Source organism: Rathayibacter sp. AY2B9 (genome assembly GCF_002931595.1).
Classification (GTDB): Bacteria; Actinomycetota; Actinomycetes; order Actinomycetales; family Microbacteriaceae; genus Rathayibacter.
The window spans coordinates 155,345-171,752 of record NZ_PSUB01000002.1; the positions used below are offsets into that span (position 1 = coordinate 155,345).

Sequence of the window (16,408 nt, forward strand, 5' to 3'; positions counted from 1 at the left end):
TCAGCTCCGGCCGGGACGCGTCCCCAGGTCGACGAGCCCGTGCTCGATCGCCGAGACCAGGATCTGCACCCGGTCGCGCACGCCCAGCTTCTCCATCACCTTCACGAACCGCGCCTTCACGGTCGACTCGGTGACGAACAGCTCCTGCGCCATCTCGCGGTTGCTCATCCCGCGGGCGAGCAGGCGGATCACCTCGAGCTCCTTCTCGGTGAGCGCCTCGAGCAGATCGGGGTCCGGCACCGTCTCCGCCGGCACCGACTCCTCGAGCCCCTTCACCACGTGGCGCGTGACCTCGGCGGAGAGCACGGACTCGCCCGCGAGCACCGCGTGCACCGCCGCGATGATCTCCCGCGGCTTCGTGTCCTTGACCAGGTAGCCGGAGGCGCCCGCGCGGAGCAGGTCGACGACGTAGCGGTCCGTGGTGAACGTGCTGAGCCCGAGGATCGCGATGCCCGGGTGCTCGGCGTGGATCCGCTCGGTCGCGGCGACGCCGTTCATGACCGGCATCTGCATGTCCATCAGGATCAGGTCGGGCTGGAGCGTCGCCGCCTGCTGCACCGCGATCCTCCCGTCGGAGGCCTCGCCCACCACCTCGATCGCCGGGTCCTGCGAGAGGTAGTCGCGGAGGATCTCGCGGGTCATCGATTCGTCGTCCACCAGCAGCACGCGGGTCATCGCTCTCGTCCTTCGTCGGTCGCCCCCGCGACGAGCGCACCGGACGCCCGGCCCTCGAGGGGGATGGTCATGGTCGTGGTCCAGCGGCCGCCGCGGGCTCCCGCGTCCAGCCGCCCGCCGAAGACGGCGCAGCGGGCCGACATCGCCTCGATCCCGAGGTGCGAGGAGACGATCGGAGCCGCGGAGGCGATCGCGTTGGAGGAGCTCAGCTGCACCTCGCCCCCCGACACCTCGAGCCGGAGCTGCACCTCACCGGCGGTGTCGCCGTGCTTGAGCACGTTCGTGCCAAGCTCCCGGACCGTGCGCCGCAGCACCTGGCGGAGGCTCGCGGGCACCTGCGCCACGGAGCCCGCCACGTCGAGGCGGACTCGGAAGCCCGCGCGCTCGATCGCGTCGGCGACGTTCCGCACGTCGTGGACGAAGCCGACGGCGGTGGTCGTGGCGCCCGAGACCTCCGGGGTCCCGAGCAGGTCGGAGTCGCCGCGGGCGGGAGCGCCTGCCTCGTCCTCGTCCTGGAGGAGCGTCACGAGGCTCCGCAGATCCTGCAGCGCCTGCTGCGCCGCGTCGCCGATGCTCTCGAGGATGCGCTCGGTCTTGGCCGGGTCCTCGACCGAGGTCGCGCGGCGGGCCTGCATGGCGATGATGGTCACCTCGTGCGCGACGATGTCGTGCAGCTCGTGCGCGAGCCGGGTCCGCTCCTCGTTGCGGATCCGCGCCTGCTCCTCCTGGATGCGGTCGGCCCGGCGCTCGCTCCGCTCGCTGCGGCCCCGGAAGGCGTTCAGGCCCAGCCCGGCGGTGCCGCCGAAGAGGACGAACGCGCCCAGGACGTAGACGGCCGTGCCCATGGCGCGGTCGACGAGCAGCACCGCGGGCAGGAGGACGAGGGTGCCGAGCACGAAGACGAGCCCCGCGCGCCAGGGGAGGAGGAAGGTGACGAAGCCGACCACCACGATGGTCGGGAAGATCAGCGCCGCGAGCAGCAGCGGCGGGGCGCCGAGCATCAGGACGACGGCGTAGACGAGGTAGAGCGAGACCGCCGCGGGGATCGCGCCGGCGAGCAGCGCCAGGAGCGGCAGGTAGGGGAGCGCCAGCTCGATCCAGCCGCGGACCGACGTGAGGTCGACGCTGCCGCCCATCAGGTCGATGACGACGAGGAGCGTGAAGGAGCCGAGCAGGAGGGACCGGGTGATCCAGCCGCCGGGCAGCGTCCGCACGTCGTTCGTCCACCGCGTCGTCCCCACCACGGGACCAGGGTACCGAAGCCTTCTCCGAGCCCCGTCGGCCTTCCGTACAAGGGCGGACTGGTCTTTCGTACAGGAGCGGTGCGACGGGGCGTCGCCATGCTGGTGGTGCGGTCGAGCCGATCGCACCCCTTGATCACAGGAGAACGACCATGGCCCCGATCCTCGCCGCCGCCGCACTCGCCCTCGGAGCCGTCCTCGCTCCCGCCGCTGCTCCTGCCGCCGCTCCCGTGCAGGCCGCCTCGTCCGCCGGCGTGCAGACGGTCGCCGCCTCCTACGAGCTGCCGAAGGTGCAGAAGCCGGGCGGCATGGAGTCGATCCAGGACCGCGGCGCCCTCTGCAACCTCTTCGGGATGTGCTGAGCGCAGCTCTCGGACCGGGTCAGCCCTTCAGCGGGTCGTTGCCCCAGTTCATCAGGGAGTAGCGCCACTTCGTCTCGGTGACATCGCCCGAGGGACGCTGCTTCGCGTGCCGGTGCACGTAGCCGACGACCTTCGTCATGTGGGCGTAGTCGTCCTCGCTCAGGTCGGCCTGCTTCGTGCCCAGCAGCTCGACGATGCGGCGCCCGCTCTCGTGGCCGACGGACTCGCCGCCGCCCTCCGGCTTCTGGCCGACCTCCTTCGACTCGTCGGTGCCGAGCCACTCCTCGAGCTCCTTCGCGGTCATGTTCACGGCGTCGTGGAACTCGTCGCGGGTCGTCCGCTTCTCGTCGTCGGTGGGCATCGCGGGGCTCCTCGGGTCGGTCGGTCCGGGTCGGTCGGTGACCTCCAGCGGAGCCTGTCGGAGGGGGAGAGGTCAAGCCCCGTGCGCGGTTCCAGGGCGCGCGTAGCGTCGGAGGAGTCCGCACCAGCCGACCACCGCCGGCGTCCGCCGCCGGCAGAGAAGAGGCCCACATGCCCTCCCGCAACACCCTCGTCCGCAGTCTCCACGACCTCGGAGCCGCCGCCTGGTTCGGCGGCTCGCTCATGGGCGCCGTCGGCCTGAACGGCGCCGCGTCCACCTCGTCCGACCCGGCGGAGCGCCTCCGCCTCTCCTCGAACGGCTGGGCCCGCTGGACCCCTGTGCAGCTCGCCGCGATCGCCGCCCACGGCGTCGGCGGCATCGGACTCGTCCTCGCCAACAAGACCCGCCTGGCCAACCAGCAGGAGAGCCGCACGAACACCGTCGTCAAGACCGTCGTGACCGGGCTCGCCGGCGCCGCCTCGGTGATCGCCGCGGTCGCCGGAGCGACGCAGGCCAAGCACGCCGACGAGGGCGCCCCCGGCGTGACCGAGGCGTCGGAGCAGAACTCGCAGGAGCTGACCACGGCCCTCCGCGTGCAGAAGGTCACCCAGTGGGCCATCCCCGTGCTGACCGCCGTCATCATCGTCCTCGGCGCCCAGCAGGGCGAGCAGCAGCGCCCCGTGAAGGGCCTCTTCGAGACCACGGCGCGGATGTTCCGCAAGTAGTCCCCGCGCTCGCGCGCAGAACGTCGGCCGAGAGTGCCCGCCGTCCCCCCGAGGGTGGAGGGCGGCTGCTCTCGGCCGACGTTCTGCGTGCGGGGTCCGGCTAGCGGCGCGAGGGCCGGCGGCGGACGGTCAGCGCGAGGGCTCCCGCTTGCGAACACGTCGCCTGGTCGGCGTCGGAGCCCTCGGTCCCCTTTTCGACCGTCTCCGGGAACACGCGCCCACCGATCGCTGCCTCTCGATCAGGCGCTACGCTCCGGCATCCCGCTGCTCCTTCTCGGACGTCAGAGCGTCGATCCCGTTCTCGTGCCCGACACAGCTGGCGACCGTGTCCGGATCGATGCCCAGCGCGTAGCGGACCTCTTGTCCGGCGCTCTGCTGTTCAGTCGTGGCCTCAGGGAACGTCGAGTAATAGGCGTCACTGAAATCGGCCGAGTTGGCCATCGTGTTGAGAGTGGACATCTCGGCGATGTAGGAGCCGCGGATCGTCGCGATCTGCTCGGAGACATCGCTCGGCCAGTGGTAGTACGAGTCGTCCAGGAGCGTGAGTGTCCGTCTTGTCAGATCGAGCCGAGCAGACGCAGCGGCGTGCACGCCGGAAGGGTCCGGGTCGCCACCGTTAAGAAGCTCGTCCTCGCCGGATGAGAAGGCGTCGCTCAGATTCTTGATCGCGATGTTGTTGGGGCAGACGAGATCGAGATAACGGGACGCCGCTTGTGCGGTGTCGAGCTCGACGAACGCAGGTGTCGCGGGCGCCGCAGGTGCAGGGGTCGTCGACTCGGCCGGAGCTGCTGCGGGCGGGGAAGCCGTGCAGGCAGTCAGGAGGAGCATTGCCGCACTGAGAGCTGCAGGGAGAAGGGCTTTACGCACGGCGGCTACTCCGGGGTCGCCGAGCAGAGCGCCGACGCGAAGGCCCCGGTGCTGGTCTGCTCGGCGATGACCTCGCCGTCGAGGGTGATTCGGCAGCTGATCTCGCCTTCGTCATCGATGCCGTTCGAGGCGGTCAGCGTGAAGCTCTGGAAGGTGAAGTCGCCTCCGGTCTGGACTTGCAGCTCCTTCGTGAAGGGGAGCGCCTGACCGGTGGCCTGCTCGGAGCCGGAGGTTCCTCCGTCGTAGGTCGACCAAGTGATGGAGGCCGCGGTAGCCGAGCCGGTGACCTCATAGACGAGCGTCCGCGGCACGGCAGCGGCCTCGGAGCTCTCGGCCTGCGCGGTGGCGATCGCGTTCGAGACGCCGCTCGCGAATCCGGCCGTGTAGACGATGGCGAGAATGATCGAGAGGACAAGCGCGATCACGTTGAGGACGGTGCCGGCGATGGCCGTGCCGCGAGAGCGGCCCTTGAGGAAGAGGCCGATGATGCCGAGGACGAGTCCGATGAAGGCGAGGAAGCCCGAGGCGTAGTTGACGATCGGGATAAGGGCGCCGATGAGCGCGAGGATTCCGATGATGAGGGAGGCGAGGCCCAGCCCGTTGCCGGTCTTCTTCGGAGCGGAGGGGGCGGAGCCGGGGAATACGGCGGGGTTGAACTCGGTCATCTGCGGAGTATGTCAGAGGCTGACAGGCAGCTGAGAATCCAGAGAGCGGTATTGCTTAGAGATGCCGTCCCGCCTGTGTTGACCCCGCTATCTCTACATAGGTAGCGTCATCCGTGTGCAGCCACTCCCTCGCCTCACGTCCGCCACCGCGGACGTCCTCCGGACCCTCCTCGACGCCGACGGCCCGACCTGGGGCATGGTCGTGATCAAGGCCACCGGGCGACCGGCGGGCAGCGTCTACCCGATCCTGGAGCGGCTCGAGGGAGCGGGCTGGGTGGTCTCGGAGTGGGAGGCCGCGAGCGAGCGGAGCGGCCCGCGTCGCCGGCTCTACGAGCTGACCGCGGAGGGCGCCCCGGCAGCCCGGGCCGCCGTCGAGCGGATGCGGTCGACCGCGCGGACGGCGCCGCGAGCGGCGGAGGCGACCGCGTGAGCGCGCTCCTGCGGCTCCTGTCGCTGCTCCTGCCCCCGCTCGCCCGCGAGCGCTACCTCGAGGAGTGGCGGGCCGACCTGGCCGGGGCCGCCGAGCTGGGACTGCCCCGGCGCGGCGTCGTCCTCGGAGCGCTCGCCCTGCTGGTGAGCGTCGACCGCGACCTGCCCGCGCACACCGGCGAAGCGCGGGGCACGCTCCCGCGCCGCCTCGCCCGCCGCGGACTCGCGCTCTTCGCCGCGGCCGCGCTGATGCTCAGCGGCATCGCGCTGACCGGCGGAGGGATCGTCCCCGAGCCGGGTGCCGCCTCCGACACCGCCCTGGCCGCCGTCGGCGCCGTGCAGACCGCGGTGCTCGTCGCCGCCGTCGCGGTCGCGGTCCTCGGCGCGGTCCACCTCCTCGGCGCCGCGGCGTCGGCCCGCACGGTGCTCGCGCGGATCTCCCTGGTCGGCGCCGTCGTCGGCCCGGTGCTCACCGCGGCCGGCCTCCTCCTCCCCGGACCCCTCGCCCTCGTCGGCCTGCCCGTCTCCCTCGCCGGACTCGTCTGCGGGGCGATCGTCCTCGGCGGCTCGCGGACCATCGCTCTCGCACCGCGGACGGCGACCCGCGCTCAGCGCCTCCCCGTCGCCCTCGCGGGCCTCGCGCTCATGGCGGGCGTCACGGTGGTGGGCGCGGTGGATCTGCTGGTCTGGAATCCGCAGGCGAAGGTCCCCGGCGTGGCCCTGGCGGAGATCTACGCGACCATGTCCGAGCGCGACGGCTTCGAGTTCGGCTCCCACGCGATCTGGGTCACCGGCTGGGCCGCGTTCTGGACGGCCGCCGCGATCGTCGTGACGGTCGGCGCCCTCGTCGGCCGGAGGTCGCCGCTCACTCCGCGGCGGATCGCGGTGCTCATGCTCGCCCTGGTCGCCGGCGCCGTCGTCTTCCGCTTCTTCGCCGGGTTCGGCTTCGGGATGTCGGTCGCCGACACCTTCGTCACGTCCGGCGGCGACGGCTCCCTGGTCTCGGCCGTCCTGCCGCCGCTCGGACAGCTCGCGCTCGCCGGCGCCGCGATCGCGGTGGGCTGGGCGCCCCGGGTCGCCCGGCCGACGGCGGCCTCCGCGGCCTGACAGTGCTCGTGCCGGAGGAGGGCTTCGCCCGGGCGGCTCGGGATGCGCGAGATCGAGGCGGCCTGCCGACGTACCTCCCTTCGTGGCGAACACGAACGGCCCGTTCCGGCGCGGCCGAGCGCCCGCCGACCTACTCCAGCCGGCGCAGGAAGCGGGCCGGCTGGTCGAGGAAGCCGCGCCAGGTCCGCACCAGGTCGAGGTCGTCGTAGCGGCAAAGGCGCAGGCCCGTCTCGTCGAGCTCGAAGAGGTCGGCTCCGGGGAGGGCGGCGAGGATCGGCGAGTGCGTGGAGAGGACGACCTGCGAGCCGCCGGCGACCAGGTCGCGCAGCTGCCCGATCAGGGCAAGGCAGCCCGACACCGAGAGGGCCGACTCGGGCTCGTCGAGGAGCCAGAGTCCGCTGATCCGGGAGCGGTTCGCCACGATGTCGAGGAACGACTCGCCGTGGCTCCGCTCGTGGTACCCGCCGTCGATCCCCACATCCTCCAGGTAGCTGAAGAAGCCGTGCATCGTCTCGGCGCGGAGGAAGAAGCCGCGCTTGGACGCCCCGGCCCCGCGGACCAGGTGGAGGTGCTCGGCCAGGTCCGACTCCGAGGCGCGGGAGGAGTGCATCGCACCCGTGGATCCGCCCTCCGCATTCAGCCCGTAGGCGAGGGCGACCGCCTCGAGCAGCGTCGACTTGCCCGAGCCGTTCTCGCCGGTGATCACCGTCACCTGGCCGAGATCCCAGCCCTCGGCCAGCACCTGCCGCACGGGCGCGAGCGTCGCGGGCCAGCGCGCGAGGTCGGCGGGGTGCTCGGGTCGGGCCTGCACGCGGCGCACCGGGAGGGTCGAGAACACCCGGTCAGTCAAGCAGGTCGACGCTCCAGCCGGCCTCGGCCAGCGCGCGGGCCGTGTCGGCGCGGGGGGAGTATGGGAGGTCGTCGGCGCCGACCACGCGGTAGTCGGTGTCGCCGGGGCCGACCCAGAGGACGGAGTCGGACGGGCCGGCCCGGTGCAGCGCGGCGCGGACGGCGTCGGCCGGCTCCGCTATCTCGAGCACCTCGCAGCGCTCGACGCGGCGGGCGCCGTCGACCAGGGCGCGACGGATCCGCGCCGGGTCCTCGAAGCGCGGATGGTGGTCGGTGACGATCACCAGGTCGGCGCGCTCGGCGGCGGCCCGGCCCATCGGCGCGCGCTTGCTCGGGTCGCGGTCGCCGTCGGCGCCGAGGAGGACGAGCACGCGGCCGGGCGTCACCTCGCGGAGGGCGTCGACGGTGCGCGCGACCGAGTCGGGCGTGTGCGAGAAGTCGAGGAAGACCCGCGGCCCGTCGGCGCCGGACACGAGCAGCGTCCGCCCGGGCACGGTGACGTCGATCCCGGAGCCGACCGCCGCGGCCACCCGGTCGCGCGCGTGGCCCGCCTCGATCAGCATCACCAGCGCGAGGGCCGCGTTCGAGGCCATGTGGCGTCCGAGGAGCGGGACGGAGGTGGTCGTCGACCAGCCGTCGCGGGCGGTGAGCCGGAAGCGGGTGCGGTCGACCGCGGTCTCGAGCACGTCGATCCGCCAGTCGGCTCCGTCCCCGGCCGAGAGCGTGACGACCGGGACCGAGGCTTCGCGGGCGACCCGGCGCCCCGCCTCGGTGTCGACGACCACGACGCCGCGGTGGCTCCGCTCGGGCGTGAACAGGCGCTGCTTGGCGCGGAGGTACTCGTCCAGGTCGCCGAAGTCGTCGAGGTGGTCGTGGCTGAGGTTGGTGAACCCGGCGACGTCGAGCACGATCCCCTCCATCCGGGAGCGCACGAGCGCCTGGGCGCTGACCTCGATGGCCGCCGCCTCGACGCCGTCCTCCGCCATCCGGGCCAGGAGCGCGTGCAGCTCGGAGGCCTCGGGCGTGGTGAGGCGGCTGGCGACGACGTGGTCGGCGCTGCGGCGCTCGGCGGTGGAGCTCAGCCCCGAGACGACGCCCAGCTGCCGGAGCACCGCGTCGAGGAGGTGCACGGTGCTGGTCTTGCCGTTGGTGCCGGTCACGCCGAGGAGCACCGGTCCGCTCCTCGTGCCGTACACCCGCGCCGCGACCGGGCCGAGGGCGGTGCGGGGGTCGTCGCTGAGGAGGACGGGCAGTCCGGAGGCGCGCGCCTCGTCGAGCCCGCCCGCGTCGGTGAGCACGGCGACCGCTCCTGCCGCCGCCGCGTCGGCCGCGAACCGGGCCCCGTGGCTCCTCCTGCCGGGGAGCGCGGCGAAGAGGGCGCCGGGGCCCGCCTCGGTGTGCGCGACGGTCACCGCGGTGATGCGGACGTCGGAGCCGTCGCCGTGGAGGCGGAGCCGATCGCTCGCGAGGTCGGCGAGCGCGACACCGGCGGCGTGGAGCGGTTCGAGGAGCCGGAACACCGGCATGCGGGCCTCCTGCGGGGCGGGCGGGGCGGTGTCGCCGAGGGCCCGCGGGCGCCGCCGGGCGACCGGAGGGGGAGGGCCGGAAGGCCCATGCCCCAGCCTGCGCGGCGCTCCCCCCGATCGGGGAGGCCCTTGCCACCGCCCGCGCGGGCCGCTACCCGCCTCCGCCTACTGCCGCGAGAACGCCTCCTGGTACAGCGCCGCGAGCTCGGGGGAGCTCTCGCCGCTGAGGCCGCAGGTCAGGATCGTGTCGCCGTCGGCCGCGACCAGGTAGTCGACCCCGGTCTCGAACACGATCGGGGCCCCGTCCACCGCCGTCTCCCTGCCCTGGGTGACCGTGACGCCGTCGCCGACCTCGCCCGCGTAGCGCTCGAGCACGTGCAGGGTGACGGTGCTCCCGTCGATCGAGCGGACCTCGGCCCGGAACGCGAGCTGAGCGGGGGCCAGCGCGGCGGCCGTCACCGGCGAGCACGCGGCCATCGGCCCGCCCGTGCTCGGCAGGATCAGCGTCGAGGTGCTGCCCCCGCCCACTCCGAGCGCGAAGGGCAGCAGGAGGGAGGCGGCGGCCCCGGCGCTCAGCGCGCCGACTCCCACGATCAGCCAGGGGGAGCGGCGGCGGGAGTGCACCGTCCGCGTGCCCTCGCCCGTCGCGGCGGCGATCTGCTCGGCGAGCTCGTCGCGGTCGAGCGCGGGGAGGCTCCGCGCGGGGTCGACCGTGCGGAGGAGACGGCGGACGTCCTCGTCGTCGGTTCCGGTCATCGGAGTCCCCCTTCGGGTGCATGCGGGTCGGTGGAGTCGTAGAGCTCGGCGAAGCGGCGCCGCGCGCGATGGAGGCGGATCGAGACGGCGTTCGCCGTGACTCCGAGGACCGCGGCGATCCCGCGGACGTCGAGCTCCTCCCACGCCCAGAGGCGCAGCAGCTCGGCGTCCTGCTCGCGCATCCGGGCGAGCACGAGGCGCACGGTCTCCTCCGCGCCCGACGCCTCGCCCTCGTCGATCTGCACCTGGGGCGGATCGACGACCGCGATCCGCTGGGCGAGCATGACCTGGCGGCGCTGCATCCGCCGGGCGTTCTGCAGCTGGAGCCGGGCGACGCCGATCGCCCACGGCACCGGGTCGTCCTCGGGCACGTCGGCGCTGCGGCGCCAGAGCACCGAGAGCGTCGCGGCGAGCACGTCGTCGGCGGTGGCGGAGTCGGTGCGCCGCCAGAGGTAGCGGCGGACGGGATCGGCGACCGCGGCGGCGACCGCGGCGAACCGGTCGGGACCCGCGAGGGGAGCTGGCATGTGCCTCATGCTCCCTCCTGTCCGGGATCGGCGCACATCTTTCACCGGCGCGCCGGGCGGGACTCCGCGCTCTCCCAGCAGCGCGGGAGCGCGGGTCGGCGCTCAACGCCGCGAGGCGCCCACGAACTCCAGCCAGCCGGCCACGAACGGCTCGATGTCGTCCACCTCGTCCAGCGCGAGAGCGTCCAGATCGACTCCGCGGCACTCCAGCGTGAGGACGTGCCCCCGCACCCAGGCGGCCGCGCGCACGGCCCCGGCTCCCTCCCAGACCTCGAAGGGCTCCGGAGCCCCGTCGACCGGGATCTCCGCGATCCGCGTGGGAGCGGGCAGCGCCTCCGGCTGCACGAACGAGACGGGCGCCTCCTCGCGGCAGCAGAGCAGCGCGACGTCGTGCCGCGGATCGCCGAGGGTCGTGCGGATCTCGACGGAGGGCCCCGGCCCGCCCGGGACCGCGTCGTCGGCGAGGAACGAGAGCCCCCGCGGGCCGCCCGTCAGCGTCCACTCCGCCAGCAGCCGCGGACCGCTCCAGCCCGAGACCGCCCAGAGCGGGAGGTCGCCGAACGACCCGCGGATCCGCGCGACCCGCTCGGCGAGGTGCGCGGAGAACTCCTCCTCGCCGAGACGCCGCGCTCCGTCCATGGCCCGATCGTAGGTCGGGTGCCGCGGCACGGCCAGACCCCTCGCTACTGTGAACGTCGACCCCCGCCTCCCTTCCCCGCCGAGGAGCCCCATGCCCATCTGGACCCTGCACGGAGACGGCCGCACCGTCGAGCCCGGCGCCGTCGTCGCCCCCGGCGAGCGGCTCGCCTGGCCGGCGACGATCGCCATCGGAATCCAGCACGTCGTCGCCATGTTCGGAGCGACGTTCCTCGTGCCCGTGCTCACCGGGTTCCCTGTCGCCACGACCCTGCTCTTCTCCGGAGTCGGGACGCTGCTGTTCCTCTTGATCACGCGCAACCGGCTCCCCAGCTACCTCGGCTCGAGCTTCGCGTTCATCGCGCCCGTCACAGCCGCGACCGCCGTCGGAGGGACGGGGTCGGCGCTCGCTGGAGTCGTCGCCGTGGGCCTCCTCCTGGCCGCCGTCGGCGTCCTGGTGCAGGTCGTCGGCCTCGGCTGGATCGACAGGCTGATGCCGCCGGTCGTCGCCGGCGCGATCGTCGCCCTGATCGGGTTCAACCTGGCTCCGACCGCGTACCTCAGCTTCAAGCAGGCGCCGATCACCGGGACGATCACGCTCGCCGCGATCATCCTGTCGAGCGTGTTCCTCCGCGGCTTCCTCGGCCGCGTCTCGATCTTCCTCGGCGTGGTCATCGGCTACGTCGTCGCCCTGCTGCGGAACGAGATCGACTACTCCGCGGTCGGTGCGGCCGACTGGTTCGGGCTGCCGCCGTTCACCTTCCCCGACTTCGCCTCCGGATCCACGTGGTCGGGCATCGCGATGTTCCTGCCGGTCGTGCTCGTCCTCATCGCCGAGAACGTCGGCCACGTCCGCGGCGTCGCGACGATGACCGACGCCTCCGCCAACGCCAGCACCGGCCGGGCCCTGATCGCGGACGGTGTGGCGACCACCCTCTCCGGCGCCTTCGGCGGCTCCGGCACCACGACCTACGGCGAGAACATCGGAGTGATGGCGGCCACGCGCGTGTACTCGACGGCCGCCTACTGGGTCGCCGGCGTCACCGCGATCCTGCTCAGCCTCTCGCCCAAGGTCGGCGCCGTCTTCAACTCGATCCCGGCCGGAGTGCTGGGCGGCGCGACCACCGCGCTCTACGGCCTGATCGGCGTGATCGGCATCAAGATCTGGATCGACAACCGCGTCGACTTCTCGCGCCCGGTCAACCAGTACACCGCCGCGGTCTCCCTCGTGATCGCGATCGCCGGCTTCTCGTTCTCCTCCGGCGGCTTCGAGCTCGGCGGCATCGTCCTCGGCGCCGGCGCCGCCCTCGTGATCTACCACCTGGGCAACGCCATCGCCCGCTGGCGCCGCACCGGCGCCGACGACGGCGGCCCCCTCCCCGCCATCGGCCAGCTCGGCGGGGACCCGCAGGACCGCTGACCGCGGCCTGCTCCGAGACACCGCTCCAGCGCCGAGGCACCGGCCACGACGCGGTGTCTCGGTGCTGAGGGCGGTGTCCGGGTGCGGCGAGTCGCTTCGACGGGCCGGCGTCCCTCGATCGCCCGGGTCGTAGGGTTCGAGGGTGCTCGAACCCCTCGTCCCCGTGCTCTCCTTCACCCGCTACGACATGAGCGCCGCAGGATCGGCGGCATCGCTGTTCCTCGACCGCACCACTCTCTGCGGGATCTACGTCCTGGAGTTCGAGAACGGCCAGCGGTACGTCGGTCAGACCACGAACATCGTGAGCCGGTACGCGACGCACAGACGCCACCACGGCGACGTCGTCGCCTTCCGCTTCGCTCCGTGTCGACGTGACGACCTCGACCGCGCGGAAGTGGCCGAGATCCGGAGGCAGGAGGCCGAGCACAGCCTGCGCAACCTCGCGCTCACCGGCTGGCCGGGAGGCGTCGACGACCTCGGTGTCACCCTGGAGGAGGGGCGGAGCGTCCTTCTGCCCTGGAACAGGGCCGACCGTCCGCGTGTGGGCGAGGAGGGCGAGGCGACGATGCCGGGCCGGTTCTGGGAGCTGGTCCGCCGCGAGGACTACCTCGACCTCTCCGCCGCCCTGGGCAGGTACATCGGCGAAACGGTCCCCGATCCGTTCGGAACACAGCAGATCCTGTGGACGGTGTCCGCTCTGCCGTCCACGAGGCGGACGAAGAAGCGGCGCCGCCTCCTCACTCTGAGCTGCGGAGTGCTGGAGACGGTCTTCGTTCAGGAGGACCTGGAGACCGGGGAGATCGTCATCGCTGTCAATGTCGATGCACCGACGTTCGCGGAGCGGCTGGGTCAGCAGGGAGTCAGTGAGCTCCCGCCCGCTTTCGGCATCGAGTACTCGACCAGCTACAAGAGCGCGGAGGTCAGCGCCTGGGAGTTCGAGTCGTGGGAGCAGTTCTGGGAGGCGCTCGACTTCGAGCCGTTCGTCGAGGCCGCATACAAGCTCAATACGACGCTGATGCGGCGAGGCGGCAGCCCCCTCCGCCGTCATCACAACCCGTTCTTCGCCAGCGACCTGCTGTTCTCCGCGGTCAGGTTCGATGCCGAGGGCGATCGACCGATGGAGGAGCCGGCCGGCTGAGCGGCGCTGCCGCTCCCGAGACGCCGCCGTGCCGTCCGGACGCCGCCCTCCCGCGGACGTCCCGGCGCGCGCACCGCAGCACCGCCTCCGTTTACCACGTTCGGGTCAGTCCGCAACCCGGTGCGTTCCCAGGCGGCTCCCGCCTAACGTCGAGCGTGACGACCGCAGCAGCGGAACGCCGCACACCGAGTGAGACAGCAAGGAGCACCACCGTGCCGCAGATCATCGAGACCGTCGACGTCAACGTCCCCGTGTCCGTCGCCTACAACCAGTGGACCCAGTTCGAGGAGTTCCCGCGCTTCCTCGACGAGGTCGAGTCGATCCAGCAGGTCACCGACACCCTCACCGTCTGGAAGGTGAAGGTCGGCCCCGTCGAGCGCGAGTTCGAGGCGAACATCACCGAGCAGCACCCCGACGAGCGCGTCGCGTGGAACAGCACCGGCGGCGAGACCGACCACGCGGGCGTCGTCACCTTCCACAAGCTCTCCGACACCGAGACCCGCGTCACCGTGCAGCTCGACTGGGAGCCCAAGGGCTTCCTCGAGACGCTCGGCTCGCTCGTCGGCGCCGGCAGCCACGCTGTGAAGAAGGACCTGAACAACTTCAAGGAGTACATCGAGAAGCAGGGCACCCCCGACGGTGCCTGGCGCGGCGACGTCGAGGCCTGAGCCGTGACCGACGCAGCCACCTCGTCCGAGGGCGAGAAGAAGGCGAACGGTCTCGGCGACGACGAGACCATCCCGCACTCCGAGGACGGGCTGGCGGTGGGGGTCTCCGGAGACTCGCACTTCAACCCCGAGGAGGACGCTCCCGAGGAGCCCTCCGAGAGCTGACGCTCTCCTCCGGGGAGCCCGACCGCTCTCCTCCGCGAGATGCCACTTGTGCACACGACACGCCGCGAGGCGTGCGCACAGGTGGCATCTCGCGGTTGAAGGCTCAGCGCCAGGCCCGGGTGTACTGCGGGGGCACCGGCAGGTCCGCGGCGAGCTCGTGCGCCATCCGCACCGGAGCGTTCGGGTCGCGCAGCAGCTCGCGGGCGAGCAGCACGACGTCGGCGTCGCCGTTCGCGACCACGCCCTCCGCCTGCTCAGCCGTGGTGATGAGTCCCACGGCGCCGACCAGCGCACCGGTCGCCTTCCGCAGGTCGCGCGCGAACGGCACCTGGTAGAGCGGCGCCACCGGGATGCTGGCGTGCACGAGTCCGCCGGTCGACACGTCGAAGAGGTCCACGCCCTCGGCGCGCGCCCACTCCGAGACGGTGATCGTCTCCTCCAGTGTCCAGCCGCCCTCGGCCCAGTCGGTCGCGGAGAAGCGGACGAGCAGAACGAGCTCCCCGATCTCGGCGCGGACCGCGCGGACGACCTCGAGCAGCAGGCGCGCCCGGTTCTCGAGCGAGCCGCCGTAGGAGTCCTCGCGGGTGTTCGAGAGCGGCGACAGGAACTGGTGGAGCAGGTACCCGTGCGCGGCGTGCAGCTCGATCACGTCGAAGCCGGCGTCCGCGGCGCGGCGGGCGGAGGCGCGGAACGCCTCGACGAGGCCGGGCAGCTCCTCCGCGGCCAGCTCGCGCGGCTCCGCGTAGCCCTCGAACGCGACGGCCGAGGGAGCGACGGTCGGCCAGCCGCCGTCCTCCAGCGGCACGGATCCGCGTCCGCTCCACTCGCGGTAGGTCGACGCCTTCCGGCCCGCGTGGGCGAGCTGCACGCCCGCGAGCGCGCCCTGTCCGTGCACGAAATCGACGATCGGAGCCCAGGCGTCGCGCTGCTCGTCGTTCCACAGCCCCGTGTCCCAGGGGCTGATCCGCCCCTCGGGGACGACGGCGGTGGCCTCCGCTATGACGACGCCCGATCCGCCGCGCGCGAGCCCGCCGAGGTGCACGAGGTGCCACGAGGTGGGCACCCCGTCCTGCGCCTCCACCGAGTACTGGCACATCGGTGCCGCCCAGAGGCGGTTGCGCGCGGTCCTGGAGCGGAGCGTCAGCGGCTGGAACAAGGCGGTGTCGGTCATGTCTCTCCTGTCGTGCTTCTCCGCGGAACGCCGCTTCGGTACGCGATACGCCGGTGAGGGCGCACGCCGGCGGCATCTCGCGGAGGGGGTCACGTGCTCCAACCGGGAGGAGAGCCCGGCTATGCCCGGATCAGCGCGGCCAGGTCGCCCCGGGCGCGTCCTGCCAGACGGTGCTCGGCGGAGCGAGCGACTCCAGCTCCTCGAACAGGGCGTCGGGGATCTCGAGCGCGTCGTCGGCCACGAAGGAGTCGTAGTGCTCGGCGGAGGTGGCGCCGACGACCGTCGTCGTCACGCGGGGGTCGCGCGTCGAGAACTGCAGCGCGGCGGCGGCGAGCGGCACGCCCGCCCGGTCGCAGGCCGCTCCCATCGCCGCGACGGCATCGACGATCTCGCGCGGCGCCGGCCGGTAGGCGTAGGAGGCGACCGGCTCCGGCCAGCGCGCGAGGGCGCCTCCGCCGTAGACCGCCGCGTTGACGACGATCACGCCGCGGTCGACGGACGCGTCGATCAGCTCCTCGGAGGAGCGGTCGACCAGCGTGAAGCGGTTGTGGGTGATCACGGCGTCGAAGAGGCCGGTGTCGACGTAGTGGCGCAGCATCGGCGCGGGTCCGCCCGAGATCCCGATCGAGAGGGCGACGCCCGCCTCCTTCATCGCGACGAGCGCGCGGACCGGGCCGTCCTCGGCGAAGGCCTCGTCGTACGAGATGCGCTCCGGGTCGTGCAGGTAGAGGAGGGGGAGGACGTCCATCCCGAGGCGCTCGCGGCTCTCGTCGAGGCTGCGGCGCATCCGCTCGGCCGAGTAGCTGCCGGTGCTCGGGTCGCGGTCGAGCTTGGTGACCACGGTGATCCCCTCGGGGACGCCGCCGCGGGCCTGCAGGGCCTCGCCGATCAGGCGCTCGCTGTGGCCGCCGGCGTACTCGTTGGACGTGTCGACGACGGAGACGGCGCGGGTGGCGGCGTCGGAGTCGAGGACGCGCTCGAGGGCCGGCACCCGGTCGAGGTCGGCGACGCGCTCGGGGCGCCAGGAGGTGCCGAGGGTCAGCCGGGTGACGGTGGCGCCGGACGGGCCGAAGGGCCGGAGGCGGGAGGACTGCGGAGTCATCCGCTCAGCCTGGCAGCG

20 protein-coding genes are annotated in these 16,408 nt (G+C 72.8%); 8 read left to right on the forward strand and 12 right to left on the reverse strand.

The window, feature by feature from the left end:
- Entirely contained in the window at positions 1–675 is a 675-nt protein-coding gene (locus C5C25_RS03380; RefSeq protein ID WP_104225096.1) for a response regulator transcription factor, read from the reverse strand.
- Positions 672–1,919: a sensor histidine kinase gene (locus tag C5C25_RS03385; protein WP_258059356.1), complete on the reverse strand. Its 1,248-nt coding sequence runs from the start codon at positions 1,917–1,919 to the stop codon at positions 672–674. Before C5C25_RS03385 ends, C5C25_RS03380 begins: the two co-directional genes overlap by 4 nt.
- 149 nt (positions 1,920–2,068) lie before the next feature.
- On the opposite strand from C5C25_RS03385, the gene C5C25_RS03390 reads away from it, so the two are divergent.
- Positions 2,069–2,278, forward strand: coding sequence for a hypothetical protein (locus C5C25_RS03390; RefSeq protein ID WP_104225965.1), 210 nt, complete (start codon positions 2,069–2,071; stop codon positions 2,276–2,278).
- A 19-nt stretch (positions 2,279–2,297) separates the two neighbouring features.
- Here the strand turns inward: C5C25_RS03390 and C5C25_RS03395 are convergent, their stop codons facing one another.
- On the reverse strand, positions 2,298–2,639 hold the full coding sequence (locus C5C25_RS03395) for a DUF3140 domain-containing protein (RefSeq protein WP_104249733.1): 342 nt from the start codon (positions 2,637–2,639) through the stop codon (positions 2,298–2,300).
- A gap of 170 nt (positions 2,640–2,809) precedes the next feature.
- Between C5C25_RS03395 and C5C25_RS03400 the strand changes: the two genes are divergently transcribed.
- Positions 2,810–3,364, forward strand: a complete 555-nt coding sequence (locus C5C25_RS03400; protein ID WP_104225093.1) for a hypothetical protein — start codon at positions 2,810–2,812, stop codon at positions 3,362–3,364.
- A 246-nt stretch (positions 3,365–3,610) separates the two neighbouring features.
- Here the strand turns inward: C5C25_RS03400 and C5C25_RS16245 are convergent, their stop codons facing one another.
- Together C5C25_RS16245 and C5C25_RS03410 are read right to left on the reverse strand one after the other, a co-directional pair.
- Complete coding sequence (locus C5C25_RS16245) at positions 3,611–4,192, reverse strand: hypothetical protein (RefSeq protein ID WP_146079419.1); 582 nt, start codon at positions 4,190–4,192, stop codon at positions 3,611–3,613.
- A 44-nt stretch (positions 4,193–4,236) separates the two neighbouring features.
- Positions 4,237–4,896 carry an MmpS family transport accessory protein gene (locus C5C25_RS03410; protein WP_104233472.1) on the reverse strand — a complete coding sequence of 220 codons (660 nt, stop codon included), beginning with the start codon at positions 4,894–4,896 and terminating at the stop codon, positions 4,237–4,239.
- Positions 4,897–5,011: 115 nt separating this feature from the next.
- On the opposite strand from C5C25_RS03410, the gene C5C25_RS03415 reads away from it, so the two are divergent.
- Together C5C25_RS03415 and C5C25_RS03420 are read left to right on the forward strand one after the other, a co-directional pair.
- Positions 5,012–5,326 (forward strand): PadR family transcriptional regulator, encoded by a 315-nt coding sequence (locus C5C25_RS03415; RefSeq protein WP_104249735.1) that lies wholly within the window; start codon positions 5,012–5,014, stop codon positions 5,324–5,326.
- A complete protein-coding gene (locus C5C25_RS03420) occupies positions 5,323–6,432 on the forward strand; it encodes a hypothetical protein (protein ID WP_104249736.1) in 1,110 nt (369 codons plus the stop codon). Before C5C25_RS03415 ends, C5C25_RS03420 begins: the two co-directional genes overlap by 4 nt.
- 130 nt (positions 6,433–6,562) lie before the next feature.
- Here the strand turns inward: C5C25_RS03420 and C5C25_RS03425 are convergent, their stop codons facing one another.
- The 5 genes from C5C25_RS03425 to C5C25_RS03445 all read right to left on the reverse strand — a co-directional run bounded on the left by C5C25_RS03425 (position 6,563) and on the right by C5C25_RS03445 (position 10,729).
- A complete protein-coding gene (locus tag C5C25_RS03425; protein WP_258068113.1) occupies positions 6,563–7,270 on the reverse strand; it encodes an AAA family ATPase in 708 nt (235 codons plus the stop codon).
- A 4-nt stretch (positions 7,271–7,274) separates the two neighbouring features.
- A complete protein-coding gene (locus C5C25_RS03430; protein ID WP_104249737.1) occupies positions 7,275–8,807 on the reverse strand; it encodes a Mur ligase family protein in 1,533 nt (510 codons plus the stop codon).
- A 165-nt stretch (positions 8,808–8,972) separates the two neighbouring features.
- Entirely contained in the window at positions 8,973–9,563 is a 591-nt protein-coding gene (locus C5C25_RS03435) for a hypothetical protein (RefSeq protein WP_104237812.1), read from the reverse strand.
- On the reverse strand, positions 9,560–10,090 hold the full coding sequence (locus C5C25_RS03440; protein WP_160033683.1) for an RNA polymerase sigma factor: 531 nt from the start codon (positions 10,088–10,090) through the stop codon (positions 9,560–9,562). Before C5C25_RS03440 ends, C5C25_RS03435 begins: the two co-directional genes overlap by 4 nt.
- A 102-nt stretch (positions 10,091–10,192) precedes the next feature.
- Positions 10,193–10,729, reverse strand: coding sequence for a hypothetical protein (locus C5C25_RS03445; protein WP_104246989.1), 537 nt, complete (start codon positions 10,727–10,729; stop codon positions 10,193–10,195).
- Positions 10,730–10,820: 91 nt separating this feature from the next.
- Between C5C25_RS03445 and C5C25_RS03450 the strand changes: the two genes are divergently transcribed.
- The 4 genes from C5C25_RS03450 to C5C25_RS16405 all read left to right on the forward strand — a co-directional run bounded on the left by C5C25_RS03450 (position 10,821) and on the right by C5C25_RS16405 (position 14,117).
- Complete coding sequence (locus C5C25_RS03450; RefSeq protein WP_104225956.1) at positions 10,821–12,146, forward strand: uracil-xanthine permease family protein; 1,326 nt, start codon at positions 10,821–10,823, stop codon at positions 12,144–12,146.
- Between the two features lie 142 nt (positions 12,147–12,288).
- On the forward strand, positions 12,289–13,284 hold the full coding sequence (locus tag C5C25_RS03455; protein WP_104249738.1) for a GIY-YIG nuclease family protein: 996 nt from the start codon (positions 12,289–12,291) through the stop codon (positions 13,282–13,284).
- A gap of 212 nt (positions 13,285–13,496) precedes the next feature.
- Positions 13,497–13,952 carry an SRPBCC family protein gene (locus C5C25_RS03460; RefSeq protein ID WP_104224157.1) on the forward strand — a complete coding sequence of 152 codons (456 nt, stop codon included), beginning with the start codon at positions 13,497–13,499 and terminating at the stop codon, positions 13,950–13,952.
- A 3-nt stretch (positions 13,953–13,955) separates the two neighbouring features.
- Positions 13,956–14,117, forward strand: coding sequence for a hypothetical protein (locus tag C5C25_RS16405; RefSeq protein WP_167299017.1), 162 nt, complete (start codon positions 13,956–13,958; stop codon positions 14,115–14,117).
- A gap of 103 nt (positions 14,118–14,220) precedes the next feature.
- Here the strand turns inward: C5C25_RS16405 and C5C25_RS03465 are convergent, their stop codons facing one another.
- The gene (locus tag C5C25_RS03465) at positions 14,221–15,288 is read right to left on the reverse strand and encodes an NADH:flavin oxidoreductase/NADH oxidase (RefSeq protein ID WP_104249739.1); all 1,068 of its coding nucleotides are present in this window, start codon (positions 15,286–15,288) and stop codon (positions 14,221–14,223) included.
- Between the two features lie 130 nt (positions 15,289–15,418).
- On the reverse strand, positions 15,419–16,390 hold the full coding sequence (locus tag C5C25_RS03470; RefSeq protein WP_104249740.1) for an aldo/keto reductase: 972 nt from the start codon (positions 16,388–16,390) through the stop codon (positions 15,419–15,421).
- Positions 16,391–16,408 lie beyond the last annotated feature (18 nt).